Consider the following 26832-nt stretch of genomic DNA (forward strand, 5'->3'; position numbering starts at 1 on the left):
ATCCGTCTCGACGGCACGCACTCTGGCGGCGCTGGCCCAGTCCGATGCGGCGATGCAGCGCGTCAAGCTGGTGCGTCGGCAATGGAGCTGAGAACAGCCAGAGCCGCCTCGAAATCCAGCCGGTCCAGCGCGTGGCGCAGCCGCTCGAAGCCGGCCTCGCCGCAGGCCGCGCGCAGTGCCGGGGCGAGGGGCTGGAACTGGTCCAGGGCGGCCAGGTCATGCGCCTGCAGGGCCTGCTTCAAGCGCACCAGCGCCTGCGCATCCAGCGGGCGGGCCGCGGCGGTCGCCGGGCCGGGCTGGCGACCTTGCAGCCAGGGTCGGGCCTGCGCCGCCAGTGCCGACAGGCGCTGCGCCACTTCGGCCAGCGCGGCCTGGAAGTCCTGTCCGGCGCGGGCCTGGACTTCGCCACGCTGGGCTGCCTGGCGCAGGGCCGCAGCCGCCAGCAAGCCGGCGCTGCCGCCCAGCTTGTGCAGGCGGGCGGCGGCTTGCGTGGCATCCAGGGGTGCCAATGCCGTCAGGTCCACGAACTCGTCGAGCAGGCGCTGTAGCAGACGGGCGAAGAAGTCCAGGTCGCCCTGCATGCGCTGGCTGGCCTCGTCGCTGTCGATGCCGTCCAGCGCCGGCCAGGCCTCGCCCGCCGGGCTCTCTGCGGCGCGGGCGGCCACCGGCAGGCGCCGGCCCTGCATGCGTTCGACCTGCTCGCGCAGCTGCTGCACGAGGCCGGCCGGATCAAAGGGCTTGCTGATGAAGCTGTTCATGCCGGCGTCCAGCGCGCGTTGGCGCTCGCTGAGCAGGGCGCCGGCAGTCAGCGCCAGGATGGGCAGCTCGCGCAGGCCGAGTTCGGTGCGGATGCTGCGCGCGGCGGCCAAGCCGTCGAGCACCGGCATCTGCACGTCCATCAGCACCGCGTCGAAGCCACCCGGCTCGGCGCGCAGCCGCGCGACGGCGGCGGCCCCGTCCTGGGCCAGCGTGACGATCGCGCCCTCCTGCTCCAGGATGCGCCGGGCCACCTCGAGGTTGATGTCACTGTCGTCGGCCACCAGCACGCGCACGCCGGGCAGGCGCTGCACGGCTGTGGCGCTGGGGCCGCTGGCCAGCAGCGGCTGCGTGGTGCCGCGCGCGGCCAGCGCCGCCTGTACGGCGTCGAAAAGGGCCGACACATCGGCTGGCAGGCGCAGCTGCCCCACGCCGGCACCGCGACTCATCAACACGCAGGGCAGGGCGGCCAGGCGTTCCTGCAAGACGCGCTGCCCGGCCGAGGGAAGGGTCTGCAACAGGCGGTGGTCGAGCAGCACCAGGTCGGGTGCGGCGCGGCCCAGGCGCTCCATCAGCGCCGCGGCGGCGTCCAGCGGTTCGGCCTGCCAGCCAAGGTCGGCACACAGGCGCTGCAGCGCGTCGCGCTGGGTGGCATCGTCGCTGGCCAGCAGCAGCGTCAGCGGGCGGATGGCCGGGCCCGGGCCGGCCGCGGGCTCGAAGGGCAGGCGCACGATGAAGCGCGTGCCGGCGCCGGGGCTGCTGCTGACGCCGACCTGGCCGCCCATCAGCTCGCACAGCTGCTTGACGATGGACAGACCCAGGCCCGTGCCGCCGTAGCGGCGCGACGTGGAGCTGTCGGCCTGGGTGAAGGGCGTGAAGATGCGCGACAGCGCCTCGGCCGGAATGCCAATGCCGCTGTCCTGCACGGCAATCTCGAGCTGCAGCGGCTGGGCACCGGCGTCGGCGCAGCGCGCGCTCAAGGCGACCTCGCCCTCGGACGTGAACTTGATGGCGTTGGAGACGAGGTTGCTGACGACCTGGCGCAGCCGCGCCGCGTCGCCGAGCAGAAGCGGTGGCAGGCCTGCGTCCAATTCGAGATTGAGCGCGATGCGCTTGGACTCGGCTTGCGACTGGAACAGGCTGGCGACATCGCGCAGCAGCGCGCGCGGGTCGAAGGGCGTGGCTTCCATGACCATCTCGCCGGCCTCGATCTTGGACAGGTCCAGCACCGCGTTGATGACGTCCAGCAGCGAGCGGCTGGCGCTGCTGACCTTGGCCAGCAGGTCGCGCTGGGCGGCGTCCAGCGGCGTGCGTTCGAGCAGGAAGGTCAGGCCCATGACGGCGTTCATGGGCGTGCGGATCTCGTGGCTCATATTGGCCAGGAAGTCGCTCTTGGCCGCGCTGGCCGCGTCGGCCGCCTGCATCGCGCGGCGCAGGGCGTCGGCATCGGCGCGGCGCTCGGTGATGTCCTGCACGGCGCCGACCAGCCTGACGACGCGGCCGGCCTCGCGGCCTTCTTCTCGTTCGGTGGCGCCGACGGAATGCAGCCAGCGCAGCCGACCGTCCGGGGCCAGCAGCTCCAGCTCCAGGTCCCAGCCCTCGCCGGTGCGAGCGGCCGTGGCCATGGCCTGGCGCAGCTTCTGCTCGGAGTCGGGCATGAAGCCGCGCAAGACCGCCTCGCTGTCCGGCTCGGTGCCGTCCGGCAACTGGTGGATGGCGTGGGTCTGGCCCGTCCAGCTCAGCCGGCCGCTGTCCACATCCAGCTCCCAGCCGCCGACGCCCGCCATCTGGCCGGCGCGCTCCAGAAAGGCCTCGTTGCGTGCAAGCTGGCGGTTGCTGTCGCGCAGGGCCGTGTCGCGCTGCTGCAGGGCGGCCGTCATGGCGTCCAGGGCCTGCGACAGCTGGCCGAGCTCGTCCTTGTCTGCCAAGCCGCTGCGGGCAGCCAGGTCACCGCCTTCGACGGCCTTGGCCACGCTGCGCAGCTTGTCGATGGGCGCGAGCACGCGCTTGAGCAGCAGGCCGGCCAGCAGCAGCGTCAGCGTCAGCAGCGTGGCCTGCGTGGCGACCGCCAGCCAGCGCTGGCGCACGGCGTCGCGGCGGCGCGACTCGACGAGGTCGCGCGACAGCTCGAAGGCGCCGTCGCTGACGCGGCGCGTTTCGTTGACCAGCTGGTCGGTCAGCATCTCGCGGCGGGCGACACCATCGGCATCGACGGCTGCCGACTGCGAGGCCTGGCGCAGCGCGGCGAAGACCTGCGGCAGGCCGCGGGCCGTGTCCTGCAGGTCGCCGACCTGCTCGGCGCTGGCCGCGTCCGCGCCGGCGTAGTTGGCCAGCGCCTGGCTCAGGCGCTGGTGCACGAGGTTCCACTGCCGGGCGGCGCGTTCGCTGTGGTACAGGCCGTAGTCCTGGGTCAGCACCAGCAGGCCGGCGGCGTCGCGCGCAATGACCTCGACCGTCGTGCGCTGCGCGTCATTGCGCTCGGAGGCTTCGCGCTCGATGGCGATGCTCGTCAGCCGCGTGCCGACGACCAGCAGCGCCGCGATCACACAGGTCATCAGGGCGGGGCGCAGGCGCATGGTGGTTTACTTGACTATCGTCATCGAGCGCGGATCCAGCGCGCGCAGCGGCTCGACGCGCATCAGCTCGAGATAGTCCGGCACGGCCTTGTTCTCCACCAGGCCTTCGCGCACCGCCCAGCGCGACTCGGCCTCCAGTGTCGACAGCAGGTTCTGGTCGAGGCCGAGGTGGAACTCATAACCGTCAAGCTGGGCGGCAGCATTGCGGGCGCCGACCTTCCAGCGTGCCCCGAGCAGCTCGTGGGCGCGGCCCGGTTGGTTGTTGAGCAGGGCCACGCCGCGTTGTGCCGCCTTGAGCATGCGCAGCAGCGTGGCCTGGCTGAGCCCGGGCTGGGCAACGAGGTTGACCATGACGGTGTAGGGCCGCAGTGTCGACAACTGCACGCCCTTGGGGCCGAGCTGCTGCAGCGCCTGGGGGCCCGCGGGGCGGTAGAGGCCGGCCGCGTCCACCTCGCCGCGCAGCAGCGGCTCGGCGCCGCGATCGGGGTCGATGAAAACGAGGTTGACCGAGTCGCGCGGCACGCCATTGACGAGCAGGAAGACGTTGGTGAAGTAGTGGGCGCTCGTGCCGCGCACGACGCCGATGCGCTTGCCGGCGAGATCGGCGGGCGTGCGGATGCCGCGGTCGGTGCGCGCCACCAGTGCCGTGTCGCGGGGCGTTGTGCCGAAGGTGGCGACGATCTCAAAGCGGTGGCCGGCATGCAGGGCGAACACCATGGGCGTGTCGGCCACCGTCGCGATCTGGGCCTCGCCGTCGGTGAGGTGTTTGAGGCAGCGCCGGCCGTTGATGCAGCCGATGACCTGCACGTCCAGGCCCTCGGCCGCGAAGAAGCCCTCCTGCGCGGCCAGCTGCAGCGGCGCGAACAGGGTCGAGTCGCCAATGGCGATGACCAGGGGAGCCGCCGGAACCGCGAACGTGGTCGCAGCGAGCAACAGGCCGGCGAGCCAGCGGCGCAGTGTGGATGGGGCACAGGAAGTCAGGGACATGTCGGGTCCTGGTCTGGCGCAGTGTGTGGGCCGCCGAGCCGCGGCTGGCGCTCAAGCGTGGGCATGGGCCTCGCTGGCTTCGCCGATGCGACCGCGGCCGGCCGCCTTTGCGGCATAGAGGCCGCGGTCGGCCGCTTCGACGAGGGACTCGCCACGTGTCAGCACGACGCTGGCGTCCAGATCCGGCCGGGCTGCGGCCCAGCCGACCGAGACACTGACGAGGCAGCTCGGTGTCGCATCGGCATGCGCCAGCGCCAGGTCGGCCACGGCGTTGACGATGCGCTGGGCCATGGCACGCGCGCCGGCCGCGTCGGTCTGCGGCAGCAGCACGGCGAACTCCTCGCCGCCGTAGCGCGCGGCCAGGTCGGCGGGGCGGCGGATGCAGCCGCGGATGGCGGCGGCGATCTCGCGCAGGCAGGCGTCGCCGGCCACATGGCCGTAGCGGTCGTTGTAGCGCTTGAAGTGGTCGACGTCGATCAACAGCAGGGCCAGGCTCTCGTGGCCGCGGCGGGCGCGCTCGCATTCCAGGCGCAGGTCCTGGTCGAAACGGCGGCGGTTGGCCAGGCCGGTCAGGCCGTCGGTCAGGGCCGAGGCGCGCAGCGCGTCGCCCAGGGCCTTCAAGCGCAGCTGGGTGCGGGCGCGCGCGACGACGACCTCGGCCACCGGCGGCTTGCGGATGAAGTCGGAGGCGCCAGCCGCGAAACCAGCCACCTCGACGGCGACCTCGGTGTGGCCGGTGATGATGATGACGGGCACATCGGCCAGCCGCGGGTCGGCACGCAGCGCGGCACAGACCTCGAAGCCCGAGAGGCCGGGCATCTCGGCGTCGACGAGGACGAGGTCGGGCGGGCTCTCACGCGCCAGGCGCAGCCCGTCCTCGCCGGACAGCGCGAAGCGCAGTTCGCCCAGGCCGCTGAGCATGCGCGCCAGCACCTGCACGCTGGCGGCGTCGTCGTCGACCAGCAGCAGGCTGTGGCGCGTGTCCAGCTGGGTGGGCCAGCTGTCGGGAGCGGGCAGCATCATGTGGCGAGCGGCGGCTCGTGGCCGTCGGCAGTCGCAGCGCACACGCAGACCCGGCCCGGACCGGCCTCGAGCGCCGCGGCCAGCGCGGCGGCGGCGGCCACGCTCGGGTCGCCATCGCTGGCCAGCAGCCCGATGCCGATGGCCAGGGTCAGTTCGGCCTCACCGGCCAGTGCTTGCTGCAGGCGTGCGGCCAGGGCCGCGGCACCGGCAGCCGTGGTGTCGGGCAGCAGCAGCGCAAAGACTTCGTCGCCGTGGCGCGCGACCAGGTCGCCGGGCCGCTGCAGCGCCTGCTGGGCCAGGCCGGCGACATGACGCAGCGCGTTGTCGGCGGCGCCTTGGCCATGGCGCTTGCGGTAGGCCGCCAGGCCTTCGAGGCCGGCCAGCAGCAGGGCCAGCGGCTGTCCGCTGCGGCGGGCGCGGCGGCATTCCAGGTCCAGCTCGTCGTCGAACTGGGCGCGTTCGGCCAGGCCGGTCAGCGCATCGCGGCGGGCCAGGCGCAGCAGGCGCTGGGCGGTGCGATGCAGGCGCAATTGCATGGCGACGCGGGCGCGCAGGGCCGGGCCGGCGACGGGCTTGGCGACGAAGTCGGCCGCGCCGAGCTCGAACACGGCAGCCTCGACGCTGGCGCCGGTGTGCTGGGTGACGAAGATGACGGGCACCTCGGCCAGCAGCCGGTCGGCCTTGAGCTGGCGGCAGACCTCGAAGCCGTCGATGCCGGGCATCTCGGCGTCCAGCAGCACCAGCTCGGGCTGCCAGCTCCGCGCGATGGCCAGGGCCTGGGCGCCGTCGGTGGCGAAGCGCAGCTGGCTGTAGCCCGACAGCAGCCGGCCGAGCATCTGGATCATGCCGGGGTCGTCATCGACGAGCAGCACGCGGGCATCCGCCAGGGCCGGCAACAGGCTGTCGAGCCGGCTGGCCAGCGGGCTGGGCGCGGCGGGGTGGAGAGGGCTGGGGAGGGTCAAAGGCATGGCGCGGCCCATTTTGGGGCCGCGCAGCGAGGCTGAGTCAATCCGGGTTGTCTGTGGGCTGGCTGGCCGCCAGCAATATCTCGAAACGGCAGCCGCGGCCGGGCTGGCTGCGCACCTCCAGCCGCCCGCCCATGGCCTGCACCAGGTCGCGCGTCAGCGTCAGGCCCAGGCCCGTGCCAGGGATGGCGCCGCCGTCACGGCCGAGGCGGTTGTAGGGTTCGTAGAGGTGGGCGAGCTGGTCTTCGCTGAGGCCGCAGCCGCGGTCCTGCACGGCCAGCACGACCTCGGGGCCGCGGGCTTCGATCTCGACCGCGATGCAGATGCCGTCGCCGGCGTACTTGATGGCGTTGGACAGCAGGTTGTCCAGGCATTGGCGCAGGCGGCGGGCGTCGGCGCGCACGCGCACGGGCGGTGCCGGTGGCGGCGCGCTCAGCAGCATGCCGACGGCGGCGGCCTGGGCGGCGGCCGGTTCGCAGGCCTGCCCGGCCAGGGTGTGCAGCTCGACATCCTGCAATTCGACATGGAACTGCCCCGACTCCATGCGCGCGACGTCGCTGACGTCGCCGAGCAGCCCCGACAGCTGGCCGACGGCGTCGAGGATGTGGGCGAGCTTGTCGGCCTGGCTGGCGCTCAGGCGTTCGGCCTGCATCAGCTGGGCGAAACCCTTGATGACGTTGACCGGGTTGCCGATCTCATGGGCGATGTAGGAGAGCATGGACGCGGTGGCGCGGCGCGTGGCGGCGGCCTCGGTCTGGCGGCGCGCCAGGGCCTGCTCGCGGTCGCGCTCGCGGGTGTCGCGCAGCACGTGCACGGTCAGCGCGTCGGCGCCTTCGCCTTCGGTCGAGGTGCTGACCTCGACTGGTACGCGCTGGCCGCTGGCGCGCTGCACGCAGTGGCGGCCCAGAGCGTCGATGATGAGCAGCTCATCCAGGCGCAGGCTGAGCGGCTGTGCTCTCACGTTGAGCAGGGCGCAGGCGGCGGCATTGGCCATGACGACGCCGCCGGCCGCGTCGACGACGAGGATGGCGTCCTTGCAGGCCTGGACGATGGCGGCGACCCGACCGTCGCTGATCTGGCGGTGGTCGTGGTCGACCTGGCGGCGCTCCAGCGAGCGCTTGCGCTCAACCAGGCGGCGCACGCGGGCGCAAAGCACCGGTGCGCTGAAGGGCTTGCGCACGAAGTCGTCGCCGCCCAGAGCCAGCGCGCGGGCCTCGTGGCCGAGGGTGTGGGACTGGGTCAGGAACATGATGGGCACCTGGCCCAGCGCGGCGTCGGCGCGCAGCCGCTTGCACAGGTGAAAGCCGTCGCTGTCGGGCAGGTCGATGTCCAGCAGGATGAGGTCGGGCTTGAGCTCGCCGACGAGGCTGAGGGCCTGGGCGCTGTTCAGCGCGAAATGGCATTCGCCGACGTCGGCCAGCAGGCTGCGCACGAGCTGGATGCTGGTGGCGTCGTCGTCGACGATGAGGATGCGCGTGCGGCTCTGGGAGGTGGCCTCGGGCTTGTCTGTGCGCTCGGCGGCGGCGCGCAGCTGGGTGCGCAGGCGCGCCAGCACCTGCACGTCGTCGAAGGGCTTGCGCAGGAAGTCGTTGGCGCCGAGGCTGAGGGCACGAGCCTCGATGCCGGGATCGACATGCGAGGTCGCGAAGATGATGGGCAGCTCGGCCAGGCCGCGCGTGGCGCGCAGGCGGCGGCAGACCTCAAAGCCGTCCATGCCAGGCAGCTCGACATCGAGCAGGACCAGGTCGGGGCGATGCAGCTCGGCCAGGCGCAGCGCATCCTCGCCATTGGTGGCGAAGCTGATCTGCGCGAAGCCCTTGAGCAGCTGGCCCAGGTACTCGATGGCGGCCACGTCGTCGTCGACGACGAGCAGATGGATGAGGCAGGCGCGCTCGGACGGTGTGCGGGCCACGGCCGCGGCCGCGGGCCGGGTCACGCGGGGCTGGGCGGGCGGGGGGGCGGGCCTGGGGCTCGTCGCGAGGGCGTTCATCATGTTCTCTCCCTGAGAAGCAATCGAATCAGCGGCCGCCGTGCTCGGCAAGCGCATCGGCCAGGCGGCCGGCGAGCTCGAGGATGTCCAGCGGCTTGGTCCAGTAGTCGTCGAAGCCGGCCTGCATGGCCCGCTCGATCTGGCCCGGCGTCGCGTCAGCGGACAGCGCGATGCACAGCGTGCCGGCCAGGGCGGCGTCTGCGCGCAGCTCCCGGACGACGTCCAGGCCCGACAGGCCAGGCAGGTTGATGTCGGTCAACACGACCTCGGGCTTCTGGGTCTTGGCCAGGGCCAGACCGGCGCGGCCGTCGCCAGCGTGCAGCACGCGCCAGTCGGGGCGGTCGCGCAGGGCTTCCTGCACGAGCAGGGTGTTGAGCGGCTCGTCTTCGATGTAGAGCAGGGTGAAGGCATCCTCGGCCCCGGAGCCCGCATCGAAGCGGCTGGGGCGGCCGGGCTCGGCGCGGTCGACGTCGAGCAGGCCGTCGACCAGCTGGTGCAGGCGCTTGGCGGAGTCCAGCACCCATTCGATGCGCTCCTGCTGGCGCGGCGTCAGGGGCTCTTCATGGTTGAGCAGCAGCAACTGGCTGAAGCCGATGACGGCATTCAGCGGCGTGCGCAGCTCATGGCTGGCGCGGGACAGGAAAGCGCTCTTGGCGGCGCTGGCCTGTTCGGCGGCGAGCTTGTCGCGGCGCAGGTTCTCGATCTCGATGTGCTCGTCGACGTCGGCGATGAAGCCATGCCAGAGCACGCTGCCGTCGGCCTGCAGCGAGGGGCTGGCGCGGCCGGAGCGCCAGGCCGGCCGCTCGGCGCCGGGCAGGCAGACGCGGAACAGCCGCTGCCAGGCCTGCTGGCCGGCCTTGGCCTCGCGCATGCCTAGCAACAGCCCGGGCAGGTCCTCAGGGTGCACGCGCTCGGCGAAGACGCGCAGGCCCTCAGGCTGCAGCGGCGCCATGGGGCCGAAGATGTGCTCGGCCTGGCCGCTGATGAAGCCGAGTTCGCCACCGCCGCCGGGCGCGCTGCGGTACTGGAACAGCATGCCGGGCGTCTCGCTGCTGAGGCGGCCGAGCAGCTCGGCCTGGGCCTGCAGATGGGTGCGGCTGGCGAGCAGGTCGACATGCTCGCGGCGGTGGGCGAACCAGGCGCCGACCGCGTTGGCAATGTCGGCCAGCAGCGTGGCCTGCACGGCGTCCAGGCGGCGCGGCACGGTGTCGCCCACGCACAGGGCCCCCAGCGTCAGGTTGCCCAGGCGGATGGGCAGGCCGGCGTAGGCGCGCAGGCGGGTTGCACCGATCACCCAGGGGCTGGTGGCGAAGCGGGGATCGGTCGTGGCGTCGGGCACCTCGAACAGCGTCTCGCCGAGGATGGTGTGGGCGCAGAAGGAGGCCTCGCGCTCGCAGTCGACCACCTCGGTGCCGTAGCGGGCCTTGAACCACATGCGGCGCTCGCCGACGAGGCTGATCAGCGCGATGGGATAACCGAGCAGATGAGCGGCGCAGCGCACCAGGCCGTCGAGCACGGCGTCGGGCTCGGGCTGGGTGGGCGGCTGGCTCAGGCCCAGCTCGGCCAGGCACTGCAGGCGCTCGGCCTCGTCGGCGGGGAGTTCATGCGCCCGCATGGAGGGCCTCTGAGCTTTGGGGGACGGGCATCTGGGACTTTCGCCGACCGAGGGCCGGTGACTGTCAATCTAGGCGCCCCCACCCGGCGGCGCTGCCGGGAGTTCTTGATGCCGGTTGCCGGGGCGCTCAGGTCCGCGCCGCTCAGGCGTCGTTGCTGATCAGACCGTGACGTATTGCCAGCTTGACCAGGGCCGTCACATCGGACGCGCCGAGCTTGGCCATCAGCCGGCTGCGGTAGCTGTCCACCGTCTTGGGCGACAAATGCAGGGCGGTGCCGATCTCGTTGCTGGAATGGCCATCGACGACCATGGTGACGACCTGGCGTTCACGCACCGACAGCGCGGCGAAGGGGTCGTCGCCCGTGCCTTCAGCCAGCGCCCGCGCAGCGAGTTCGCCCACGCCCTGGCCGAGATGGCGGCGGCCGCTGCGCAGCGCCTCGATGGCCTGCAGCAGTTCCTCCGATGGCGAGCCCTTCAGCACATAGCCGCAGGCGCCCAGCTTGAGGGCCATGCCGACGTGGCGGGGCTGCGCCGACATGGTCAGCACCAGGGGCCGCACGGGCAGGTGGCGGCGCTGCAGCTCGGCCAGCAGCTCCATGCCGGAGCGCGGACCCAGCGACAGGTCGACCAGGACGATGTCCGGCGTCAGCTGCTGCAACTCGGCCAGGGCGGCGGTGATGTCGCCGCTGTCGCCGACGACATCATGGCCAGCCTCGGTCAGCAGCGCGCGCAAGCCCTGGCGCACCATGGCGTGGTCATCGACGAGGTAGATGCGGGCGGCTTGCGTCATTCGGGCACGCTCCATCTCAAGGTCAGCTGGGTGCCGCCGCCCTCGCGCGGGCCCAGCTCCAGCGTTGCGCCGATGGCGCGGGCGCGCTCGCGCATGCCGATGAGGCCGAGGTGGCCGGGGCGACGCTCGAAGTCGGCGTCCAGGCCGCTGCCGTCATCGGCCACGCCGAGTTCGATCTCTTGCGCACAGCCGTAGAAGCTGAGCCTGACCTCGGTGGGCCGGGCGTGGCGCAGCGCGTTCTCCAGGCCTTCGCGGGCGATCATGAACAGAGCGTACTCGACCTCCACCGGCCAGCGCTGCGTCAGCAGCTCGTCCTCCGCGTCCAGCACCAGGCGCACGCCCGGATGCAGGGCGCGGCGCTGAGCGACCTCGTTGTCCAGCGCCGCGGCCAGGCCTTCGTCCTCCAGCAGCGGCGGGCGCAGGTCGACGAGCACCTGACGCACCTCGCGCAAGGCCTGGTCGATGAGGCCGCGGGCCTGCTGGCGGGCGTCCGCGGCGCCCAGGTCCAGCATCAGGCGCAGGGCGGTCAGCGTCTGGCCGAGCTGGTCGTGCAGGGCCTGGGCCAGGCGCTGGGTGGTGCGGCGCTCCTGGTCCATCAACTGCTCGGCCAGGGCCGACAGCGCGGCCTCGGCGTCGACCTGCACCGAGATGTCGACGACGGCGCACAGCAGCAGCGCCCGGCCCGCCAGGTCGACGGGTTCGGCGACGAGCTTGGCGTGCAGGCGGCAGCCTGAGACCGGGTGCAGTTCGCGGTCGTCGATCTCGGTGCGGCCCTCAGTGCCAGGCAGTGGCGCCAGGCCCAGGGCCTCGGCGGTCTGGCCGACGACGGACAGCGTCGGCCAGCCGAGCAGGCGGCCGAGCTCGTCGTTGGACTCGATGACGGTCTCGCTGGCGACGTCGAACAGCGCGATACCAACCGGCACCGTGTGGAAGAGGGCGCGGAACTTGGCCTGGCTGTCGGTCAGCGCCTGTTCGGTGAATTTGGCGATGGTGATGTCGGACAGCGTGGCCAGCACGCGGGCTGGCTGGCCGCGTGCGTCGCGCTCGGTCCAGCCGCGGCAACGCAGCCAGCGTGTCGCGGCGCCGGCCAGGCGCAGGTCGATGTCCAGCGGCGCGCCGTGCTGCAGATGGGACTGCAGGGCGGCCCGCCATTGGCCCTGGTCGTCGGTTTGCAGCTGTTCGGCGAGGCGGCCGGGGCGATCCAGCAGGGTCAGGGCACGGGGCGACAGGTATTCGCTGTCGGCAGCGATGTCCCATTCCCACAGGCCATCGGCGGCGCCCTTCATGGCCCGGGCATAACGCGCCTGTTCGGCGTCGGTGCTGCCGAGGTCGCGGGCCATGCACAGCCAGCCCGTGCCGTCCAGCAAGGGGGCGATGCTGGCCTCGAAGCGGGCCAGGCGGCCACTTTGGGTGCGCAGCGCATAGCGCAGGCGCTGGGAGCTGGGCGCGCAGGCTGCCGCGAACTGCTGCGCCAGGGCGGGCGGGCCGATGCTTTGCAGCGATCGACCCTGCAGCGTTGCCCAGGGTGCGTGCAGATCGGGGTGATCCGGGTGGTTGCAGGCCGCGAAACGCAGGTCGGGCCCGATCAGGAAGCACAGGTCCGGCAGGGCGGCTGCGATGGCCGGCGCAGCCTGCGTCCAAGGCTCGCGGTCCGGCGTTTCAGGCATCGCTACAGCGTACCGTAGCTGTGCAGGCCTGAGAGGAACATGTTGACGCCCAGGAAGGCGAAGGTCGTGACCAGCAGGCCCACCAGCGCCCACCAGGCCGAGGCCATGCCGCGCAGGCCCTTCATCAGGCGCATGTGCAGCCAGGCGGCGTAGTTGAGCCAGACGATCAGGGCCCAGGTTTCCTTGGGGTCCCAGCTCCAGTAGCCACCCCAGGCCTCCGCGGCCCAGAAGGCGCCGAGGATGGTGGCGATCGTGAAGAAGGCAAAGCCCAGCGCGATGGACTTGTACATGAGGTCGTCGAGCTGGGGCAGGTCGGGCAGGCGCGCCGTCAGGTGGCCGCGCAGCGCGACGGCAATGCCCAGGAAGGCGGCGACACCGGCGATCTTGTAGGCCCAGCCCTGCAGGCCGGCGACGGTGGCGGCCTCCAGCGTGGCGCCGAAGCGCACCGCCAGGATCAGGCCGACGATGCCCAGCGGCATGGCAACGAGGCCGATGACGAGGGCGCGTGTCGTCGCCGTCTTCAGCAGAAAAGCCAGGGCCACCATGGCCGCCAGCGCGAAGCTGCCATAACCGACGAAGTTGGCGGGCACGTGGATCTTCATCCACCAGCTCTGCAGCGCCGGCACCAGGGGCTGGATCTCCTGGGCCTCGCGGGCCAGCGTGTACCACAGCAGGAAGCTGACCGCGCCGCTGACGACCAGCATCACGTAGGCGCCCAACGAACGCGTCGCGAAGCGGGCCTCGTAGTAGAGGTAGAAGGTTGTCGTCAGCCAGCAGAACAGCACGAAGACTTCGTAGAGGTTGCTGACGGGGATGTGGCCGATGTCGGCGCCGATCTGGTGGCTCTCGTACCAGCGCACCAGCGTGCCGACCAGGGCCATGAAGACGCCGCCCCAGGCCAGCTTGGAGCCGACCACCTCGGCCACGCTGTTGCGGCCGGCGCCGGTGAAGAAGCCGCCCCAGTAGAAGAGCATGCTCATGTAGAACAGCAGGCTCATCCACAGGATGGCGCTCTGGCTGGACAGCATGTACTTCAGCCAGAACACCTTCTCGCCGGCGGCCAGGTCGGCGCCGAAGCCGTCGGTGTGCTGGGCATACAGGCCGATGGCGATGAGGGTGGCCGCACCGACGGCGACGCTCAGCCAACGCAGCGGCTTCCAGAACCAGCCCAGCGCGATCAGCGCCGGCATGGCGCACAGCAGGATGCCCTGCTCGTAGACGTCCATCGACGCGTGGTAGCGGCTGAAGGCATAGCCGCCACCGAGCAGCACGAGGGCGGCGAACAGCCAGTCGAGGGTGTCACGGCGCTGCAGCGCGTGGCGGCGCGGCAGGTCAAAGGTGGTGGTGTTCATGAGGGCTCCTTCAGCACGGCGGCTTTGAGCTGGGCGAACATAACGGCGTTGTCGGGCGACTCACGGGTGCTGGACATGGCCATGCGCACCTGCGAGCCGCCCGGGTCGGCGCTGGGCACGAGCCAGACCCACAGCCTACGCTCCTTGATGTAGAGCATGGAAAAGACGCCGACGATGAGCAGGAGGGCGCCCAGATAGACCAGCTTCTGCCCAGGCGCGCGGGCGACCTGGAAGACGCTGGCCTGGACCTGCTCGAAGTTCTCCAGCTGCAGCAGCGTGGGCGACGGGTAGTAGAGGCTGTCGGACAGGGACAGCACGGCCTGGGTCATGAAGCCCTGGGCGGCGGCATCGGTGCCGGCGGGCTTGAGGCCAGCGCGCTCGCGGGCGATCTGGTGCAGCTCGAACAGGCTGCCGTTCAGGATGCGCAGCAGCACCTCGGAGACGCGCTGGCGGTCAGCCTCGGGCACATCACGCTCGATGAACTGCGACAGCGCCGGCAGGCCGCCCTTGACTTCGTCGCCGGGCTTGGCGGCGGCGCCGGAGAACAGCGTCAGCGCACGCTGGGCCGTCAGCTGCAGCTGCGGCGTCAGCTGGGGCTGGTTGGGCGGCGTGGCGGCGGCGGCATAGCGGCGCGCAGCGACGTCACGCTGGGCGGTATCGGCCAGGGCCTGGCGAAGGCGCAGCCAGCCGCTCAACTCGCCGTTCTCGTCGGCCGGCATGCGCAGATAGCGGAAGGTCTCGGCCGGGGTGTCGCGCACGCCGGCGAGGAAGAGCTTCTGCCCGTCCAGCTCGACCGGCAGCATGTAGTTGTTGTACTCGCGGGCCTGGCCGGCGGCGTCGCGCAGCTTGTAGCTGAAGCTCGGACCGACGTTGTGCAGAACTTTGCTGCCGTCCGACTTGGCGCCGCTGCCGAGATGCTTGCCAAGCGCCGCGCCGAGGTCGACCTTGCGCACGTCGGCGCCGCTGGCATTGGCGCCGCTGCTACCGTCATTGGCGAGGTTCTCGACATTGATGACACGCAGGCCGTCGAGCTCCAGCGTCTGCTCGCCAAAGGCCATCTTCGTGCCGACGCGGCCGGCAAGCTTCACGGGCGTGCCGGTGCTGGCCAGCGGCATGGCCTTGAGCTCGAGCTTGCTGCCGCCGTCCTCGAAGCTGCTCTGGTAGATGGCCAGGCCCTTGTGGATGACGGGTTCGTTGACCTTGACCGTGGCCTCGCGCCGTGTCGTGCCGTCATGGATGACGATGTCGCTGGCAAAGCTCTTGGGCATGCCCGTCGGGTAGTAGTCGACCTTGAATGCCTTCAGCTCGATGTCGAAGGGCAGGTCCTGCAGCACGACGCCGCTGGGCAGGCTCAGCACGGCGATGCCCTGGCGCTGCTTCTCGGTGACCGACACATTGCCGCGAAAGCTCGGATTGCCGGTGGAGAGCCGGTGTTCGGGCCGGATGTCCGACACGAAGCCTGAGCCGGTGTAGAGCTGCTTGCCCTGGGCCCACATGGCCAGCTTGACCATGGCGTTGCCGTCCAGCACGCCGCCAATGAGGATCAGCACGATGGCGGAGTGGGCGCAGAGGTAGCCGATCTTGTTGGCCGCGCCGCGGCGGGCCGCGATCATGATGCCGTTGTCGCGCCGCTGCACGCGGGCCTTCCAGCCGTGGGCCGCCAGCGTATTGCCGATCTCGGCGAGGGCCATCGAGGGGTTGCTGGGCAGCTCTCCGATGGCCTTGTGGTGGTGGGCCTGCAGGGACTGCTCGCGCACGCCCTCCTTGTAGCTCTTCAGGTCGACCAGGATCTTGGGCGCGTTGCGGGCGATGCACAGGCTGGTCGAGAGCACCAGGAAGGTCAGGATGACCAGAAACCAGGGCGCGCTGTAGACCGTGTAAAGCCCCAATTTGCCGAATACCTCAGCCCAGAAGGGGCCGAACTGGTTGACGTAGTTGCCCATGGGCTCGCTCTGGCGCAGCACGGTGCCGATGACCGAGGCGATGCAGATCACGCTGAGCAGCGTGATGGCGAAGCGCATGGACGCGAGCACGTCCAGCAGTTCGCGGGCGGGTGAGGAGCGAGGGACAGGGACGGCGGACATCAGCGATCAACAAAAAAGGCCGGTGGGGTTCACCGGCCTTTGTTCCTCAAGGCAAGCGCCGCGTTCAGCGCAGGCCAGCGATGTAGTCGGACACGGCCTTGATTTCCTTGTCATTCATCTTGGCGGCGACGGTGACCATGACGGGATTGTTGGCGCGTGCACCGCTGCGGAAGGCCACCATCTGCGCTTCGACATAGTCGCCATGCTGGCCGCCCAGGCGCGGGTACTGGACCGGCAGGCCGGAGCCGTTGGCACCGTGGCAGCCGGCACAGGCCGGCACATTGCGCTCGGCAATGCCGCCGCGGTAGATCTTCTCGCCCAGGGCGACCGTGTCCTTGTTCTTGGCGAAACCCGGCTTGGCGGTCTTGGCGGCGTAGAAGGCGGCCACGTTGCGGATGTCGTCCTCCGACAGCGGGGCTGCCATGCCTTGCATGACGGGGTTCTTGCGCTTGCCGCTCTTGAACTCGGTCAGCTGCTTGGCCAGGTATTCGGCATGCTGACCCTGCAGGATGGGATTGGCCGGGCTGCCACGCGAGCCGTCCGCCGTGTGGCAGGCTGCGCAGACCTGGGAAGAAATGGCACCGCCCTTGGCCGAATCGGGCTTGGCAGCAACAGCAGCGGGCTCGTTCGCGTGAGCCGTGGCGGCCAGCAGCAGACTCGACAGGAGGAGGGCGACAGTCTTCATGGATTTATACGGTCTCAAAGGGCGTAACCCGAGAATTTTACAATGCTGAACCACAGCGTCCGAGCTAGACATGACCGACAAGATTCCTGAGGCCCTGCCGGCCGAGCCCCTCACCGAGAAGCTCGCCCTGGCCTGGACGCATACCACGCGCTTCCTGACCACCGCCAGCCAGCTGGTGCATCTGCCCGCCACCGAACTGCCCGAGATCGCCTTCGTCGGCCGCTCCAACGCCGGCAAGTCCACCGCCATCAACACGCTGGCCCAGCAAAAACGCCTGGCCTTTGCTTCCAAGACGCCGGGCCGCACCCAGCACATCAACCTCTTCGAACTCGGCCCCAAGGACGCGGCCGACGCCCTGTTCGCCGACTTGCCGGGCTATGGCTACGCGGCCGTGAACAAATCGGCCAAACTGCGCTGGCAAAAGGTCATGGCCGACTACCTGGAAGTGCGCCGCAGCCTGTCGGGCGTCGTGCTGATGGTCGACTCCCGTCTGGGCCTGACCGACCTGGACAAGCAGCTGCTGGAGTTCGTCGCCGCGCGTGTGGCCACCGGTGAGATCAAGTTGCTGGTGCTGCTCACCAAGTCCGACAAGCTCAATCGCAAGGAAGCAGACGCGGCCTTGCGCGCGACGACGGAGTTCCTCGCTGCGATGACCACCGAGAACTCCGACGTGGCGGTGACGCTGTTCTCGGCGCTGAAGAAGAGCGGCGTCGGCGACGTGGCGCTGGCGCTGCGCGAATGGGTGCTGGCGCATCGGCTGCCCGACGACATGCCGGCGGTCGAGCCGATTCACTCGGCGGGCTGAAGCTCAGCCGCCGTCCAGGTCGCTCATCAGCGTGTCCACGGCGCGTTGGACGACGTTATCGTCTTCCAGTGCCGTGATGAGGCCGTTGGACAGCAGCGCCTCCAGCGCGCGGCGGGTCAGCGGCAGGCGTTCGTCGGAGTCGCGGCCGACGAACAGCAGGAACTGCCGGCCCTCGCTGATCCAGGCGATCTGGGTGGTATGCCAGTCGCCCTGGATGAAGAGATGGAACCAGCGGCCGATCTGCAGGCCATCGATCCAGCGTTGCAGCGCCGCGCGCGCATCCGGCGAATCGTGCTGGTTGTAGAGCTGCACCGGCACAGTCGGCAGTTCGCCGCGGTCGACGTCGACGCTCAGCCAGTGCGAAGGCACCTGGGAATCGCGCTCCTCCATCAGGCGCTGGACGATCTCGTCGGCCGAGGCGGGCGCGGCACTGCTCGCCGTGGGCGAGGCGGGCGGCGGGGCGGCGGGGCGGCGCTCGGCGGGGTCCAGCGCCGGCAGGCCGCGCAGCAGGCGGGCATGCTGGGCCATCAGTTCGGACAGGGCCGGCTCGCGCTTGGCTTCGGAGAGCTGGATGCTTTCGCAGCCGGTCAGCAGGCGCTCGATGAGGACGGGCAGGCGCATGCGCAGGGCCTCGCGGTCGGCCAGGTCGCGCGGCGTGATGAGGCTGTCGAGCACGGCGTCGACCATCTCCATCGCCGCGTGGGCTTCGTGCGAGTCGCGGCCGTGGCGCACCATGGCCGCGACGATGACGTCCACCCAGGCCGTCTGCAGGAAGCGGTGCATGCGCGGGCCCAAAGGGGCGCCGGTGATCTGGTGGTCGATCTGATCGCGGATCAGCTCGCGCCAGTCGCTGCGCAGCTGTTCCCGCTCCAGGGCCGCCAGCGCGACGGCATTGCGTTCGCTGCTCTGGCGGGCCTGCTGGTCGATGTGGGCGTCGACGCGAGCCAGCACCTGCTGGAAGAGCAGGGCGTTGGGCGTGGGCGCGTCGACGAGGAGCTGGGCCTCGGCTTCCATGAAGCGCAGGAAATCCACAAGGCGGGCGTCATCGGCGCGCTCGAAGGCCATGCCGTGGGCGGCGACGCGGTTCAGCAATGCCCAGGTGGGATGGTCCTGGCGGCGCAGCAGCATGCTGTCGCTGCGTGCCAGGCGCACGACGGCGATCTGCAGTCGCGCCAGCAGCGCCTTCAGCGGCGGCAGCAGGCGCGGGTCGGCCAGGATCTGGTCATAGAGCCGGCTCAGCATGTCCGGCCCCGTCGAGCGCACGAAGGGCGCCGGGGCCAGCGGACCGCGCTGGGTGACGGGGCTGTGGGGCGCCAGGCCCTGCGGCCGGGAGTTGACCGCGTCGACGCGGCGCGACAGGCCGTCCAGCGTGCCATGAGCGGCTGGCCGCGTACTGACGCCGCGGGCCGCGGCCAGGCGCTGGTGGGCCAGCGGGTCGGTCTGGGCATGGCCGTGGGAGGCCACCATGTCGCTGATGTCGGCGGCGCGCAGCGTGGCGCAGGCCTGGGTGTAGAGGCGGTTCAGGGCGCGGGCCAGCGGTGTCGCGGCCACACGCATCAGCTCGTACTGGGTCTGGGCGCCGAGCGGGCTGGACGCCAGCGCATGGTGAAGTGCGTGAGCGTAGAGGGCCGGGCGCAGCGGGTTGTCGCGCTCGCGGGCCCGTGCGATGCCGCGCAGCGCCGCGAAGAAGTTGCCGATCTGGTGCAGCTCGGCCCGGCTCATGTCCTCGGCTGCATGGGCGACATGGGCGATGGCCACGTCCTGCAGCGCCTGGTGTTCGTCGACGAGGCTGAGGCTTTCCAGGCCGCCGAGCTGGGCGGGCGAGCGGTGCAGGGGATCGTCGCCGCGACGGCCGGCCTGCAGCAGCTCGATGAGCTTGCCCTCGAAGTCGGCCGCGAAATGCGCGCGCACCTTGCGCCAGGCCTCGCGCAGTGGATAGTGCTGGGGCTGCGCTTCGAGCTCATCCTGCACGCTGTTGAGCAGGTCGCGGGCCATCGGGCCGGCTTCGGTCAGCGCGTGGTCAAGCAGGTCGTGAGGGTTCGGGCTGAAGGGCATGGACGCTATCGAGGGGCGTGATGAGATTATCCGGCGCCAGGCTGGTGCACCCCGATGTGTTGCCCCCTCTTACCGACCCCTCAACCACATGGCAAACGCCGCACTTCAGAACCTTTTCACGCTTTTCCAGGCTGGGCGCCATGCCGAGATGGCCGCGCAGGCCAGCGCATTGCTCGCCGAGCATCCCCAGGACGGCACGTTGTGGAAGGCCCTGTCCGTGGCCCTGCAGATGCTGGGCGAGGACGCGCTACCGGCCTTGGAGCGCGCCCTGGCCCTGTTGCCGGACGATGCCGAACTGACGGCCAATCTCGGCGCCCTGCTGGCCTCGCGGCAGCGTTGGCCCGAGGCGCGGGCCGCCTATGAGCGAGCGCTGGCGCTGCAGCCGCGCCTGCCGGGCGCCCACAACAACCTCGGCAACGCGCTGCTGGCGCTGGGCGAGCCGGCCCAGGCCCTCGCCGCCATTGAGGCCGCCCTCGCGCTGCAACCCGGCTTGGTCGCTGCCCTGGGCAACCGCGGGCGGGCGCTGCTGGCACTGGGGCGCCACGCGGATGCGGCGCAGGCCTTCGAGCAGGCGATCGCAGCACGCCCGGCGGATGCGGGTCTGCGCGGGCATGCCGCAACGGCCTGGGCCGCAGCCGGGCGCCCTCGTGAAGCGGTGGCCAGGCTGCGCGAGGCCGTGGCCCTAGCGCCGGCGGATGTCGCCCACCGCTTCGCGCTGGGCAACCTGCTGCAGGAGGTCGGCGACGCGGCGGGCGCTGTTGACGCCTGGGAGGCGGTTCTGTCGCTGGATGCCGGCCATGCCGAAGCCGCCTGCAATCTGAGCCTGCTGCGGCCGCAGCGCGGCGAGGCGGTGTTGACGGCGGCTCTGGCCACGGGCCTGGCCGGCGAGCGCCGGGCGGCGGCGCTGGCCAACCTGGGCGGGCTGCGGCTGCGCGAGGGACGGCATGCACAGGCTGTGGCCGCCTACCGTCAAGCGCTGGACGACGCGCCGACGTCGCCCCAGGCTTTGAGCAACCTCGCCCAGGCTTTGAAGCAGCAGGGCCGCCTGGACGAGGCCGATGTGGTGCTGAGCCGCCTCATTGCCCTCGATCCGACGCTGCTGACCGCACGCAGCGACCGTTTGCTGCTGCGTGCATATCGCCAGCAGGGTGCCGAGCTGCGGAGCGAGGCGCAGGCCTTCGGTCAGGCTGTGGCGGCGCCTGCCGTTTCGCGGCCCGCGCGCGCGGCTGGGCCTTTGCGCGTCGGCTTGGTGTCGGCCGACCTGCGCGGCCATCCGGTCGGGCGGCTGGCCGAGGCCTGGCTGCCGGCGCTGGCGCGGCGTTGCGAGCTTTTCGTCTACGCCAACCATGGTGGCGACGATGAACTGACCCTGCGGTTGCGGGCCGCCGCGCCGCGTTGGCTGCACGTGGCCGGCTGGGATGACGCGACGCTGGCGCAACGCATCGCGGCCGATGGCATCGATGTGCTGATCGACCTGAACGGCCACACGGGCGGTCATCGCCTGGGCGTGTTCGCGCGCCGGCCGGCGCCGCGACAGTTGAGCTGGCTGGGCTATGCAGGCAGCACCGGGCTGGCCGAGATGGATGGCTTCATCGGCGACCGTTGGTTGTTGCCTGAGGGCGCCGAAGCCGGTTTTGTGGAGCCTTTGCTGCGGCTGCCCGACAGCTTCACGGTCTATGCGCCGCCCGCCGAGGCGCCTGCCGTGGCCATGCGGGAAGGACCGATGTGCTTCGGCTGTTTCAATGCCCTGCACAAGCTCGGCGACGAAGTGCTGGCGCTGTGGGCGCGCGTGCTGGAGGCGGTGCCCGACAGCCGGCTGCTGCTGAAGGCGCCCGGTCTGCAGCACGAGGCGGAGCGCACGGCCCTGTTCGGCCGCTGGCCGGGTGATACGGCCCGGCTGGACCTGCAGGGGCCGGGGCCGCTGGCCGACTATCTCTGCGACTTCGGGCGCATCGATATTGCCCTCGACCCCTTCCCGCACAGCGGCGGCATGACGACGCTGGACGGGCTCTGGATGGGCGTGCCGGTGCTGACGCTGCCGGGGCCGGCGCCGATCTCGCGTCAGGGCCTGAGCTTCATGCAGACGCTGGGGCTGGCGCAAGACTGGGTGGCGTCGGACGCGGAGGACTATGTGCGCCTGGCGGTACGCTGGGCCGCAGATCGCGCGGGCCTGGCGGCGCTGCGCGCCGGGCTGCGTGAACGCATGGCAGTCAGCCCCCTGGGTGACGCCGAGCGCTTCGCAGCGGGCTGGGTGGCGCAGGTGCAGGCATGATGCGCGCCGTCGCCATCCACCTCTCGCCCATGAAATGCCTCCTCGGTTTCAGCCTGGCCTGTGCGGCCACTCTCGTGCATGCCGATGACGCCGCGACCAAGCCCTCTGAGCTGCCGCTGTGGGAGCTGGGTGTGGCCGCCGGCGCGCTGTCGCAGCAGGCCTATCCGGGAGCAGACCAGCAGGTCACGCGCACGCCGGTGCTGCCCTACGTCATCTACCGCGGCAAGGTGCTGCGGGCCGATGACGCGGGCGCGGGGTTGCGGGCGGTGCGCACCGAGAGCTTCGAGCTGGATGTGTCCTTCGCGGGCTCGCTGAGTGCTGGCGGTAAGGAGCTGCGGGCGCGCGAGGGCATGCCGCGGCTGCGTTCGCTGGTGGAGTTCGGGCCCGTCGGTCGCTGGTATCTGAACGGCCGCAAAGCCGCTGACAGCCTGACTTTCGAGCTGCCGCTGCGCGGCGTGTTCGAGGCGAGCGACCTGCGCCGGCATCGCGGCATGAGCCTGGAGCCGGAGCTGGCTCTGGAGCACCGCGCCAGGGCGGGCTGGAGTTATGGCGTCAGTGCGGGAGTGCTGTTCGGCGACCGTCGCCTCGGGGCGACCTATTACACCGTCGCGCCGAACGAGGCGCTGGCGGATCGGCCGGCCTATGCGGCTCGCGCCGGCTTGATTGCCTGGCGGCTCAAGGGCGGGGTGTCGCACCAGCTGACGCCGGATGTGCGTCTGTTTGCCATCGGACGTGTCGACAGCGTGGCTGGGGCCGCCAATCGCGACAGTCCGCTTGTACGCCAGACCACGGGCGCCAGCGTCGGCATCGGGCTGACCTATACGTTCGCGCGCTCAGCCGCCCGAGCGAGCGACTGAGAACCTCAGGCACAAAAGAAAAGGGGCTGCTCGCGCAGCCCCTTCCTGAATGCTTGATCAGTTGGGGACAGAGCTGTCGGGCGAGTACGCCCGCCAGGTCTGTCCCGCAATGTCTTACATATCCATACCGCCCATGCCACCCATGCCGCCCATGCCACCAGGCATGCCGCCACCGGCTGCTTCGTCCTTGGGGGACTCGGCGACCATGGCTTCGGTCGTCAGCATCAGCGACGCGACGGATGCGGCGTTCTGCAGGGCAGTGCGCGTCACCTTGGTCGGGTCCAGGATGCCCATTTCGATCATGTCGCCATAGGTGTCGTTGGCGGCGTTGAAGCCGTAGTTGCCCGAACCGGCCAGCACGGCGTTGACGACGACGGAGGCTTCGCCACCGGCGTTGTAGACGATCTCGCGCAGCGGTGCTTCGATGGCGCGCAGGACCAGCTTGATGCCGGCGTCTTGATCAGCGTTGTCGCCCTTGATGGCGCCAGCGGCTTGCTTGGCGCGCAGCAGCGCGACGCCGCCACCAGCCACGATGCCTTCTTCAACGGCTGCGCGCGTGGCGTGCAGCGCGTCTTCGACACGGGCCTTCTTTTCCTTCATCTCGACTTCGGTGGCAGCACCGACCTTGATGACGGCAACACCGCCGGCCAGCTTGGCCACGCGCTCTTGCAGCTTCTCGCGGTCGTAGTCGCTGGTGGCTTCCTCGATCTGGATGCGCACTTGCTTGACGCGGGCTTCGATGTCAGCGGCAGCGCCGGCGCCGTCGATGATGGTGGTGTTTTCCTTGCCCACTTCAACGCGCTTGGCCTGGCCCAGGTCGGCCAGCGTGACCTTCTCGAGCGTCAGGCCGACTTCTTCGGCGATGACCTTGCCGCCGGTCAGGATGGCGATGTCTTCCAGCATGGCCTTGCGGCGGTCACCGAAGCCAGGCGCCTTGACGGCGACGACCTTCAGGATGCCGCGGATGGTGTTGACCACCAGCGTGGCCAGGGCTTCGCCGTCCACGTCTTCCGAGATGATCAGCAGCGGGCGGCCCGACTTGGCGACTTGCTCCAGCGTCGGCAGCAGATCGCGGATGTTGCTGATCTTCTTGTCGTACAGCAGCACGAACGGGTTGTCCAACAGCGCGGCTTGCTTTTCCGGGTTGTTGATGAAGTAGGGCGACAGGTAGCCGCGGTCGAACTGCATGCCTTCGACGACGTCGAGTTCGCTGTCCAGGCTCTTGCCGTCTTCAACGGTGATGACGCCTTCCTTGCCAACCTTGTCCATCGCTTCGGCAATGATGCGGCCCACTTCATGGTCGCTGTTGGCGGAGATCGTGCCGACTTGCGCGATTTCCTTGGAGGTGGTGGTGGCCTTGGAGGCCTTCTTCAGCTCGGCGACCAGGGCGGTGACCGCCTTGTCGATGCCGCGCTTCAGGTCCATCGGGTTCATGCCGGCGGCCACGTACTTCATGCCTTCGCGAACGATGGCTTGAGCCAGGACAGTCGCGGTGGTGGTGCCGTCACCGGCGTTGTCAGACGTCTTGGAAGCGACTTCCTTGACCATCTGCGCGCCCATGTTCTGCAGCTTGTCCTTCAGCTCGATTTCCTTGGCCACGGACACGCCGTCCTTGGTCACGGTCGGGGCGCCGAACGAGCGCTCGAGCACGACATTGCGGCCCTTGGGGCCTAGGGTCACCTTGACCGCGTTGGCCAGGATGTTCACGCCTTCAACCATGCGGGCACGAGCCTCGCCGCCAAAGATCACGTCTTTTGCTGCCATTTGATTCTCCGAATACTTAAATTGGGGTCAGAGTCGAATTCTCTGAATCAGTTGGGGACAGAACTCGCGCTGCGCGCTTCGGTCTGTCCCGCAAGCTATTACTTTTGCACCACGGCGAAGAGGTCTTCCTCGCGCATGACCAGCAACTCGTCACCGTCGACCTTGACGGTCTGGCCGGAATACTTGCCAAACAGCACGCGGTCGCCGACGACGACGTTCAGGGCCACGAACTCACCCTTGTCATTGCGCTTGCCCGGGCCGACGGCCAGGACTTCACCTTGATCAGGCTTCTCGGCGGCGTTGTCGGGGATGACGATGCCCGAGGCGGTCTTGGTTTCTTGCTCCAGACGGCGAACGATCACGCGATCGTGCAGGGGGCGCAGCTTCATGGAATCTCCTTGAGAGTTGGAACCGGAGCGGCCGCGGCAATCGCGGCTCGCCGAAAAAAACGGGGCCGCCAGCGGAAAACCGGTCGGCCCGACTCGTTAGCACTCGAATGAGTTGAGTGCTAGCAGAAAGCCATTATAGGGACGGCGGATGACGATTCAAGCCTTGCGGAACTGGGGCTTGCCATATACCGGCGAAGCGCGCCTTTGCGCCACCCGGGCAGCCGTTTGCCGCAGTCATCGACCGCACATGGGTGGGCCCCAATGAAAAACGACCGCCGTAGCGGTCGTTCTTGAGGCGTGAGGCGCTGCTTTAGCGAGCGACGCGACGGCGTGTCCAACCCAGGCCCGCAAGGGCGCCCAGGGTCAGAGCGATGCTGGCGGGCTCGGGCAGGCGGCCAGGAGGCTGCGTGTCGACGGTCTTGAAGCTGAGGTCATCGAGCAGAACAGCCTGGTCGTTCGCCGAGAACACCACTGTGCGGCCCACGCCCTGGAACGTCAGTGTGATTTGGTTGGACCAGTTGCAGAACACGTAGCTGTTGCATTCAGCGCCGGTGAGACCGTTCAGGCCGCCGCCGAGTTCCTTGCCGCTGGCGTCGTAGACGTGAACCGAGAGATTGATGCCCAGGGTGCTGCCCGAGTAGACGAAAGACAGGGCGTCGACGAAGCCGTCCGCGAGGTCCAGCGTCAGGCTCTGGATACCTGCCACCGCAGGCTTGGTCCAGTCCTGAGCGAGAAAGAGCGCGCCGCAGCTGCCGGTGCGGGAAAAGCTGATGGCGCCGGCATCACCATTCGGGCCATAACTGCAGGCTTCAGACGTGGACGCCCAGGCGGCGCCACTTCCCACGACACCCTTGGATGCGTAGCGGGAGGTCAGTTGCTCCATGGTCTGCACGTCCTCGAAGTCCAAGAAGACCGCACCGGCCATCGCCGATTGCATGGTGGCCGTCAAGGCGAGTGCCAGAAGTTTGCTCGTCGCGCGCATGGCGTTCTCCGTCCGGGTTTGTTCGAGTTGGGTTGTTGGGCGGACTGTAAACAAGCACCTGCGCGCCGGGCCGCGTTGTGCCCCTTCAGTTGAGGGGGAGTCAAGCACCTAGGGGCCGCGCTTAGGGGGGTGAAGAGGTAATGCGCGCGCATATATGAGTTGCCGAGATGACTCGCTAGATCGCGCGGCTGGCAGAAGGCCTTGGCTACACTGCCTCGGGTGGAAACCAAATGGCTTGAAGACTTCGTCAGCCTGGCCGAGACGCGCAGCTTTTCCCGCTCCGCCCAGCTGCGCCACGTGACCCAGCCGGCATTCTCGCGCCGCATTCAGGCCTTGGAGGCCTGGGCCGGCGTCGACCTGGTGGATCGATCCTCCTATCCGACCCGGCTGACGGCCGCTGGCGCAACCTTGCTGGCCCAGGCCGTCGAGCTGCTGGGCAATCTGCAGGCGACGCGCAATATGCTGCGCAGCCATCAGGCGGCCGACCAGGACATGATCGAGTTCGCCGTGCCGCACTCGCTGGCCTTCTCCTTCTTCCCGCATTGGCTGATGGGGTTGAGACGCGGCTTCGGCGCCATCAAGTGCCGGCTCAACGCGGCCAATGTGCATGACGCGATGCTGCAGCTCAGCGAAGGCAATTGCGATCTGCTGCTGGTCTATCACCACGCCAGCCAGCCGCTGCAGCTGGACCCGGAGCGCTACCAGATGGTGTCGCTGGGCCACGAGACCTTGTCGCCGTATGCCAGGGCCGACAGTCAGGGCGAGCCGATGTTCCGGCTGCCCGGACGGCCGGGCCAGAAGATTCCCTTCCTGAGCTACGCGGCCGGCGCCTATCTCGGCCGCCTGGTCGAGCTTATCGTCAAGGAGGCGGACTGCGCGCTGAACCTCGACGCCATCTACGAGACGGACATGGCCGAAGGCCTGAAGGCGATGGCGCTGGAAGGCCATGGTTTTGCCTTCCTGCCCGCCAGCTCGGTGCAAAAGGAGATCGCCAGTGGCCGCCTCGTGCCCGCCGCTGCGCCGGGCACCTTCAGCGTCAGCATGGAGCTGCGCATCTATCGCGAAAAGCCCGAGCTTTCGCGCCGGCTCAAACCAGCCTCCTTGGCTTTGTGGGACTATTTATCGTCCGCGGCATGACCTCATCCAGCTTGCGCATGCATCGTGTAAACCCGTATTCGGGCTGAGCGTGCGGCGTGGTCTGCTCGCGGCTGTTATCGA

Annotated in this window: 19 protein-coding genes; 4 read left to right on the plus strand and 15 right to left on the minus strand. The window is 69.8% G+C overall.

Annotated features, from left to right (window positions below; translation table 11 throughout):
• Window positions 1-62: 62 nt before the first annotated feature.
• The 11 genes from ASC91_RS23300 to ASC91_RS23350 all read right to left on the minus strand — a co-directional run bounded on the left by ASC91_RS23300 (window position 63) and on the right by ASC91_RS23350 (window position 16490).
• Complete coding sequence (locus tag ASC91_RS23300; RefSeq protein WP_056202792.1) at window positions 63-3332, minus strand: hybrid sensor histidine kinase/response regulator; 3270 nt, start codon at window positions 3330-3332, stop codon at window positions 63-65.
• A 6-nt stretch (window positions 3333-3338) separates the two neighbouring features.
• Window positions 3339-4319: an ABC transporter substrate-binding protein gene (locus ASC91_RS23305; RefSeq protein WP_056202795.1), complete on the minus strand. Its 981-nt coding sequence runs from the start codon at window positions 4317-4319 to the stop codon at window positions 3339-3341.
• A 51-nt stretch (window positions 4320-4370) separates the two neighbouring features.
• Window positions 4371-5342 carry a diguanylate cyclase domain-containing protein gene (locus ASC91_RS23310; protein ID WP_082532952.1) on the minus strand — a complete coding sequence of 324 codons (972 nt, stop codon included), beginning with the start codon at window positions 5340-5342 and terminating at the stop codon, window positions 4371-4373.
• A complete protein-coding gene (locus ASC91_RS23315; protein WP_162247854.1) occupies window positions 5339-6310 on the minus strand; it encodes a response regulator in 972 nt (323 codons plus the stop codon). The genes ASC91_RS23310 and ASC91_RS23315 overlap by 4 nt, the downstream gene beginning before the upstream one ends.
• A 37-nt stretch (window positions 6311-6347) precedes the next feature.
• Window positions 6348-8300, minus strand: a complete 1953-nt coding sequence (locus ASC91_RS23320) for a hybrid sensor histidine kinase/response regulator (RefSeq protein WP_056202801.1) — start codon at window positions 8298-8300, stop codon at window positions 6348-6350.
• Window positions 8301-8325: 25 nt separating this feature from the next.
• The gene (locus tag ASC91_RS30815; protein WP_056202803.1) at window positions 8326-9912 is read right to left on the minus strand and encodes a response regulator; all 1587 of its coding nucleotides are present in this window, start codon (window positions 9910-9912) and stop codon (window positions 8326-8328) included.
• A gap of 142 nt (window positions 9913-10054) precedes the next feature.
• Window positions 10055-10702, minus strand: coding sequence for a response regulator transcription factor (locus ASC91_RS23330; RefSeq protein ID WP_056202806.1), 648 nt, complete (start codon window positions 10700-10702; stop codon window positions 10055-10057).
• Window positions 10699-12369 carry a PAS domain-containing sensor histidine kinase gene (locus ASC91_RS23335; RefSeq protein ID WP_056202808.1) on the minus strand — a complete coding sequence of 557 codons (1671 nt, stop codon included), beginning with the start codon at window positions 12367-12369 and terminating at the stop codon, window positions 10699-10701. Before ASC91_RS23335 ends, ASC91_RS23330 begins: the two co-directional genes overlap by 4 nt.
• A 2-nt stretch (window positions 12370-12371) precedes the next feature.
• Window positions 12372-13721, minus strand: coding sequence for a c-type cytochrome biogenesis protein CcsB (gene ccsB / locus ASC91_RS23340; RefSeq protein WP_056202810.1), 1350 nt, complete (start codon window positions 13719-13721; stop codon window positions 12372-12374).
• Window positions 13718-15805, minus strand: a complete 2088-nt coding sequence (locus ASC91_RS23345; RefSeq protein ID WP_056202813.1) for a cytochrome c biogenesis protein ResB — start codon at window positions 15803-15805, stop codon at window positions 13718-13720. The genes ccsB and ASC91_RS23345 overlap by 4 nt, the downstream gene beginning before the upstream one ends.
• Before the next feature lie 64 nt (window positions 15806-15869).
• Complete coding sequence (locus tag ASC91_RS23350) at window positions 15870-16490, minus strand: cytochrome c (RefSeq protein WP_056202816.1); 621 nt, start codon at window positions 16488-16490, stop codon at window positions 15870-15872.
• Between the two features lie 70 nt (window positions 16491-16560).
• On the opposite strand from ASC91_RS23350, the gene yihA reads away from it, so the two are divergent.
• The gene (gene yihA / locus ASC91_RS23355) at window positions 16561-17295 is read left to right on the plus strand and encodes a ribosome biogenesis GTP-binding protein YihA/YsxC (protein WP_056202819.1); all 735 of its coding nucleotides are present in this window, start codon (window positions 16561-16563) and stop codon (window positions 17293-17295) included.
• Window positions 17296-17298: 3 nt separating this feature from the next.
• On the opposite strand, the gene ASC91_RS23360 is transcribed toward yihA, so the two are convergent.
• Complete coding sequence (locus tag ASC91_RS23360; protein WP_056202822.1) at window positions 17299-19350, minus strand: DUF1631 family protein; 2052 nt, start codon at window positions 19348-19350, stop codon at window positions 17299-17301.
• A gap of 88 nt (window positions 19351-19438) precedes the next feature.
• Here ASC91_RS23360 and ASC91_RS23365 point away from each other — a divergent pair, with 88 nt between their 5' ends.
• Window positions 19439-21622, plus strand: a complete 2184-nt coding sequence (locus ASC91_RS23365; RefSeq protein WP_056202824.1) for a tetratricopeptide repeat protein — start codon at window positions 19439-19441, stop codon at window positions 21620-21622.
• Window positions 21623-21651: 29 nt separating this feature from the next.
• Window positions 21652-22479, plus strand: coding sequence for a MipA/OmpV family protein (locus ASC91_RS23370; protein WP_162247855.1), 828 nt, complete (start codon window positions 21652-21654; stop codon window positions 22477-22479).
• A 114-nt stretch (window positions 22480-22593) separates the two neighbouring features.
• Here ASC91_RS23370 and groL read toward each other — a convergent pair whose 3' ends face one another.
• The 3 genes from groL to ASC91_RS23385 form a co-directional block, all read right to left on the minus strand.
• Complete coding sequence (gene groL, locus ASC91_RS23375; protein ID WP_056202828.1) at window positions 22594-24243, minus strand: chaperonin GroEL; 1650 nt, start codon at window positions 24241-24243, stop codon at window positions 22594-22596.
• 98 nt (window positions 24244-24341) lie between these two features.
• A complete protein-coding gene (locus ASC91_RS23380; RefSeq protein ID WP_056202831.1) occupies window positions 24342-24632 on the minus strand; it encodes a co-chaperone GroES in 291 nt (96 codons plus the stop codon).
• Between the two features lie 310 nt (window positions 24633-24942).
• Window positions 24943-25614: a PEP-CTERM sorting domain-containing protein gene (locus ASC91_RS23385; protein WP_056202834.1), complete on the minus strand. Its 672-nt coding sequence runs from the start codon at window positions 25612-25614 to the stop codon at window positions 24943-24945.
• A 219-nt stretch (window positions 25615-25833) separates the two neighbouring features.
• Between ASC91_RS23385 and ASC91_RS23390 the strand changes: the two genes are divergently transcribed.
• Complete coding sequence (locus tag ASC91_RS23390) at window positions 25834-26751, plus strand: LysR substrate-binding domain-containing protein (protein WP_056202837.1); 918 nt, start codon at window positions 25834-25836, stop codon at window positions 26749-26751.
• Window positions 26752-26832: the final 81 nt, after the last annotated feature.

The organism is Pelomonas sp. Root1237, assembly GCF_001425055.1.
GTDB lineage: Bacteria > Pseudomonadota > Gammaproteobacteria > Burkholderiales > Burkholderiaceae_C > Pelomonas.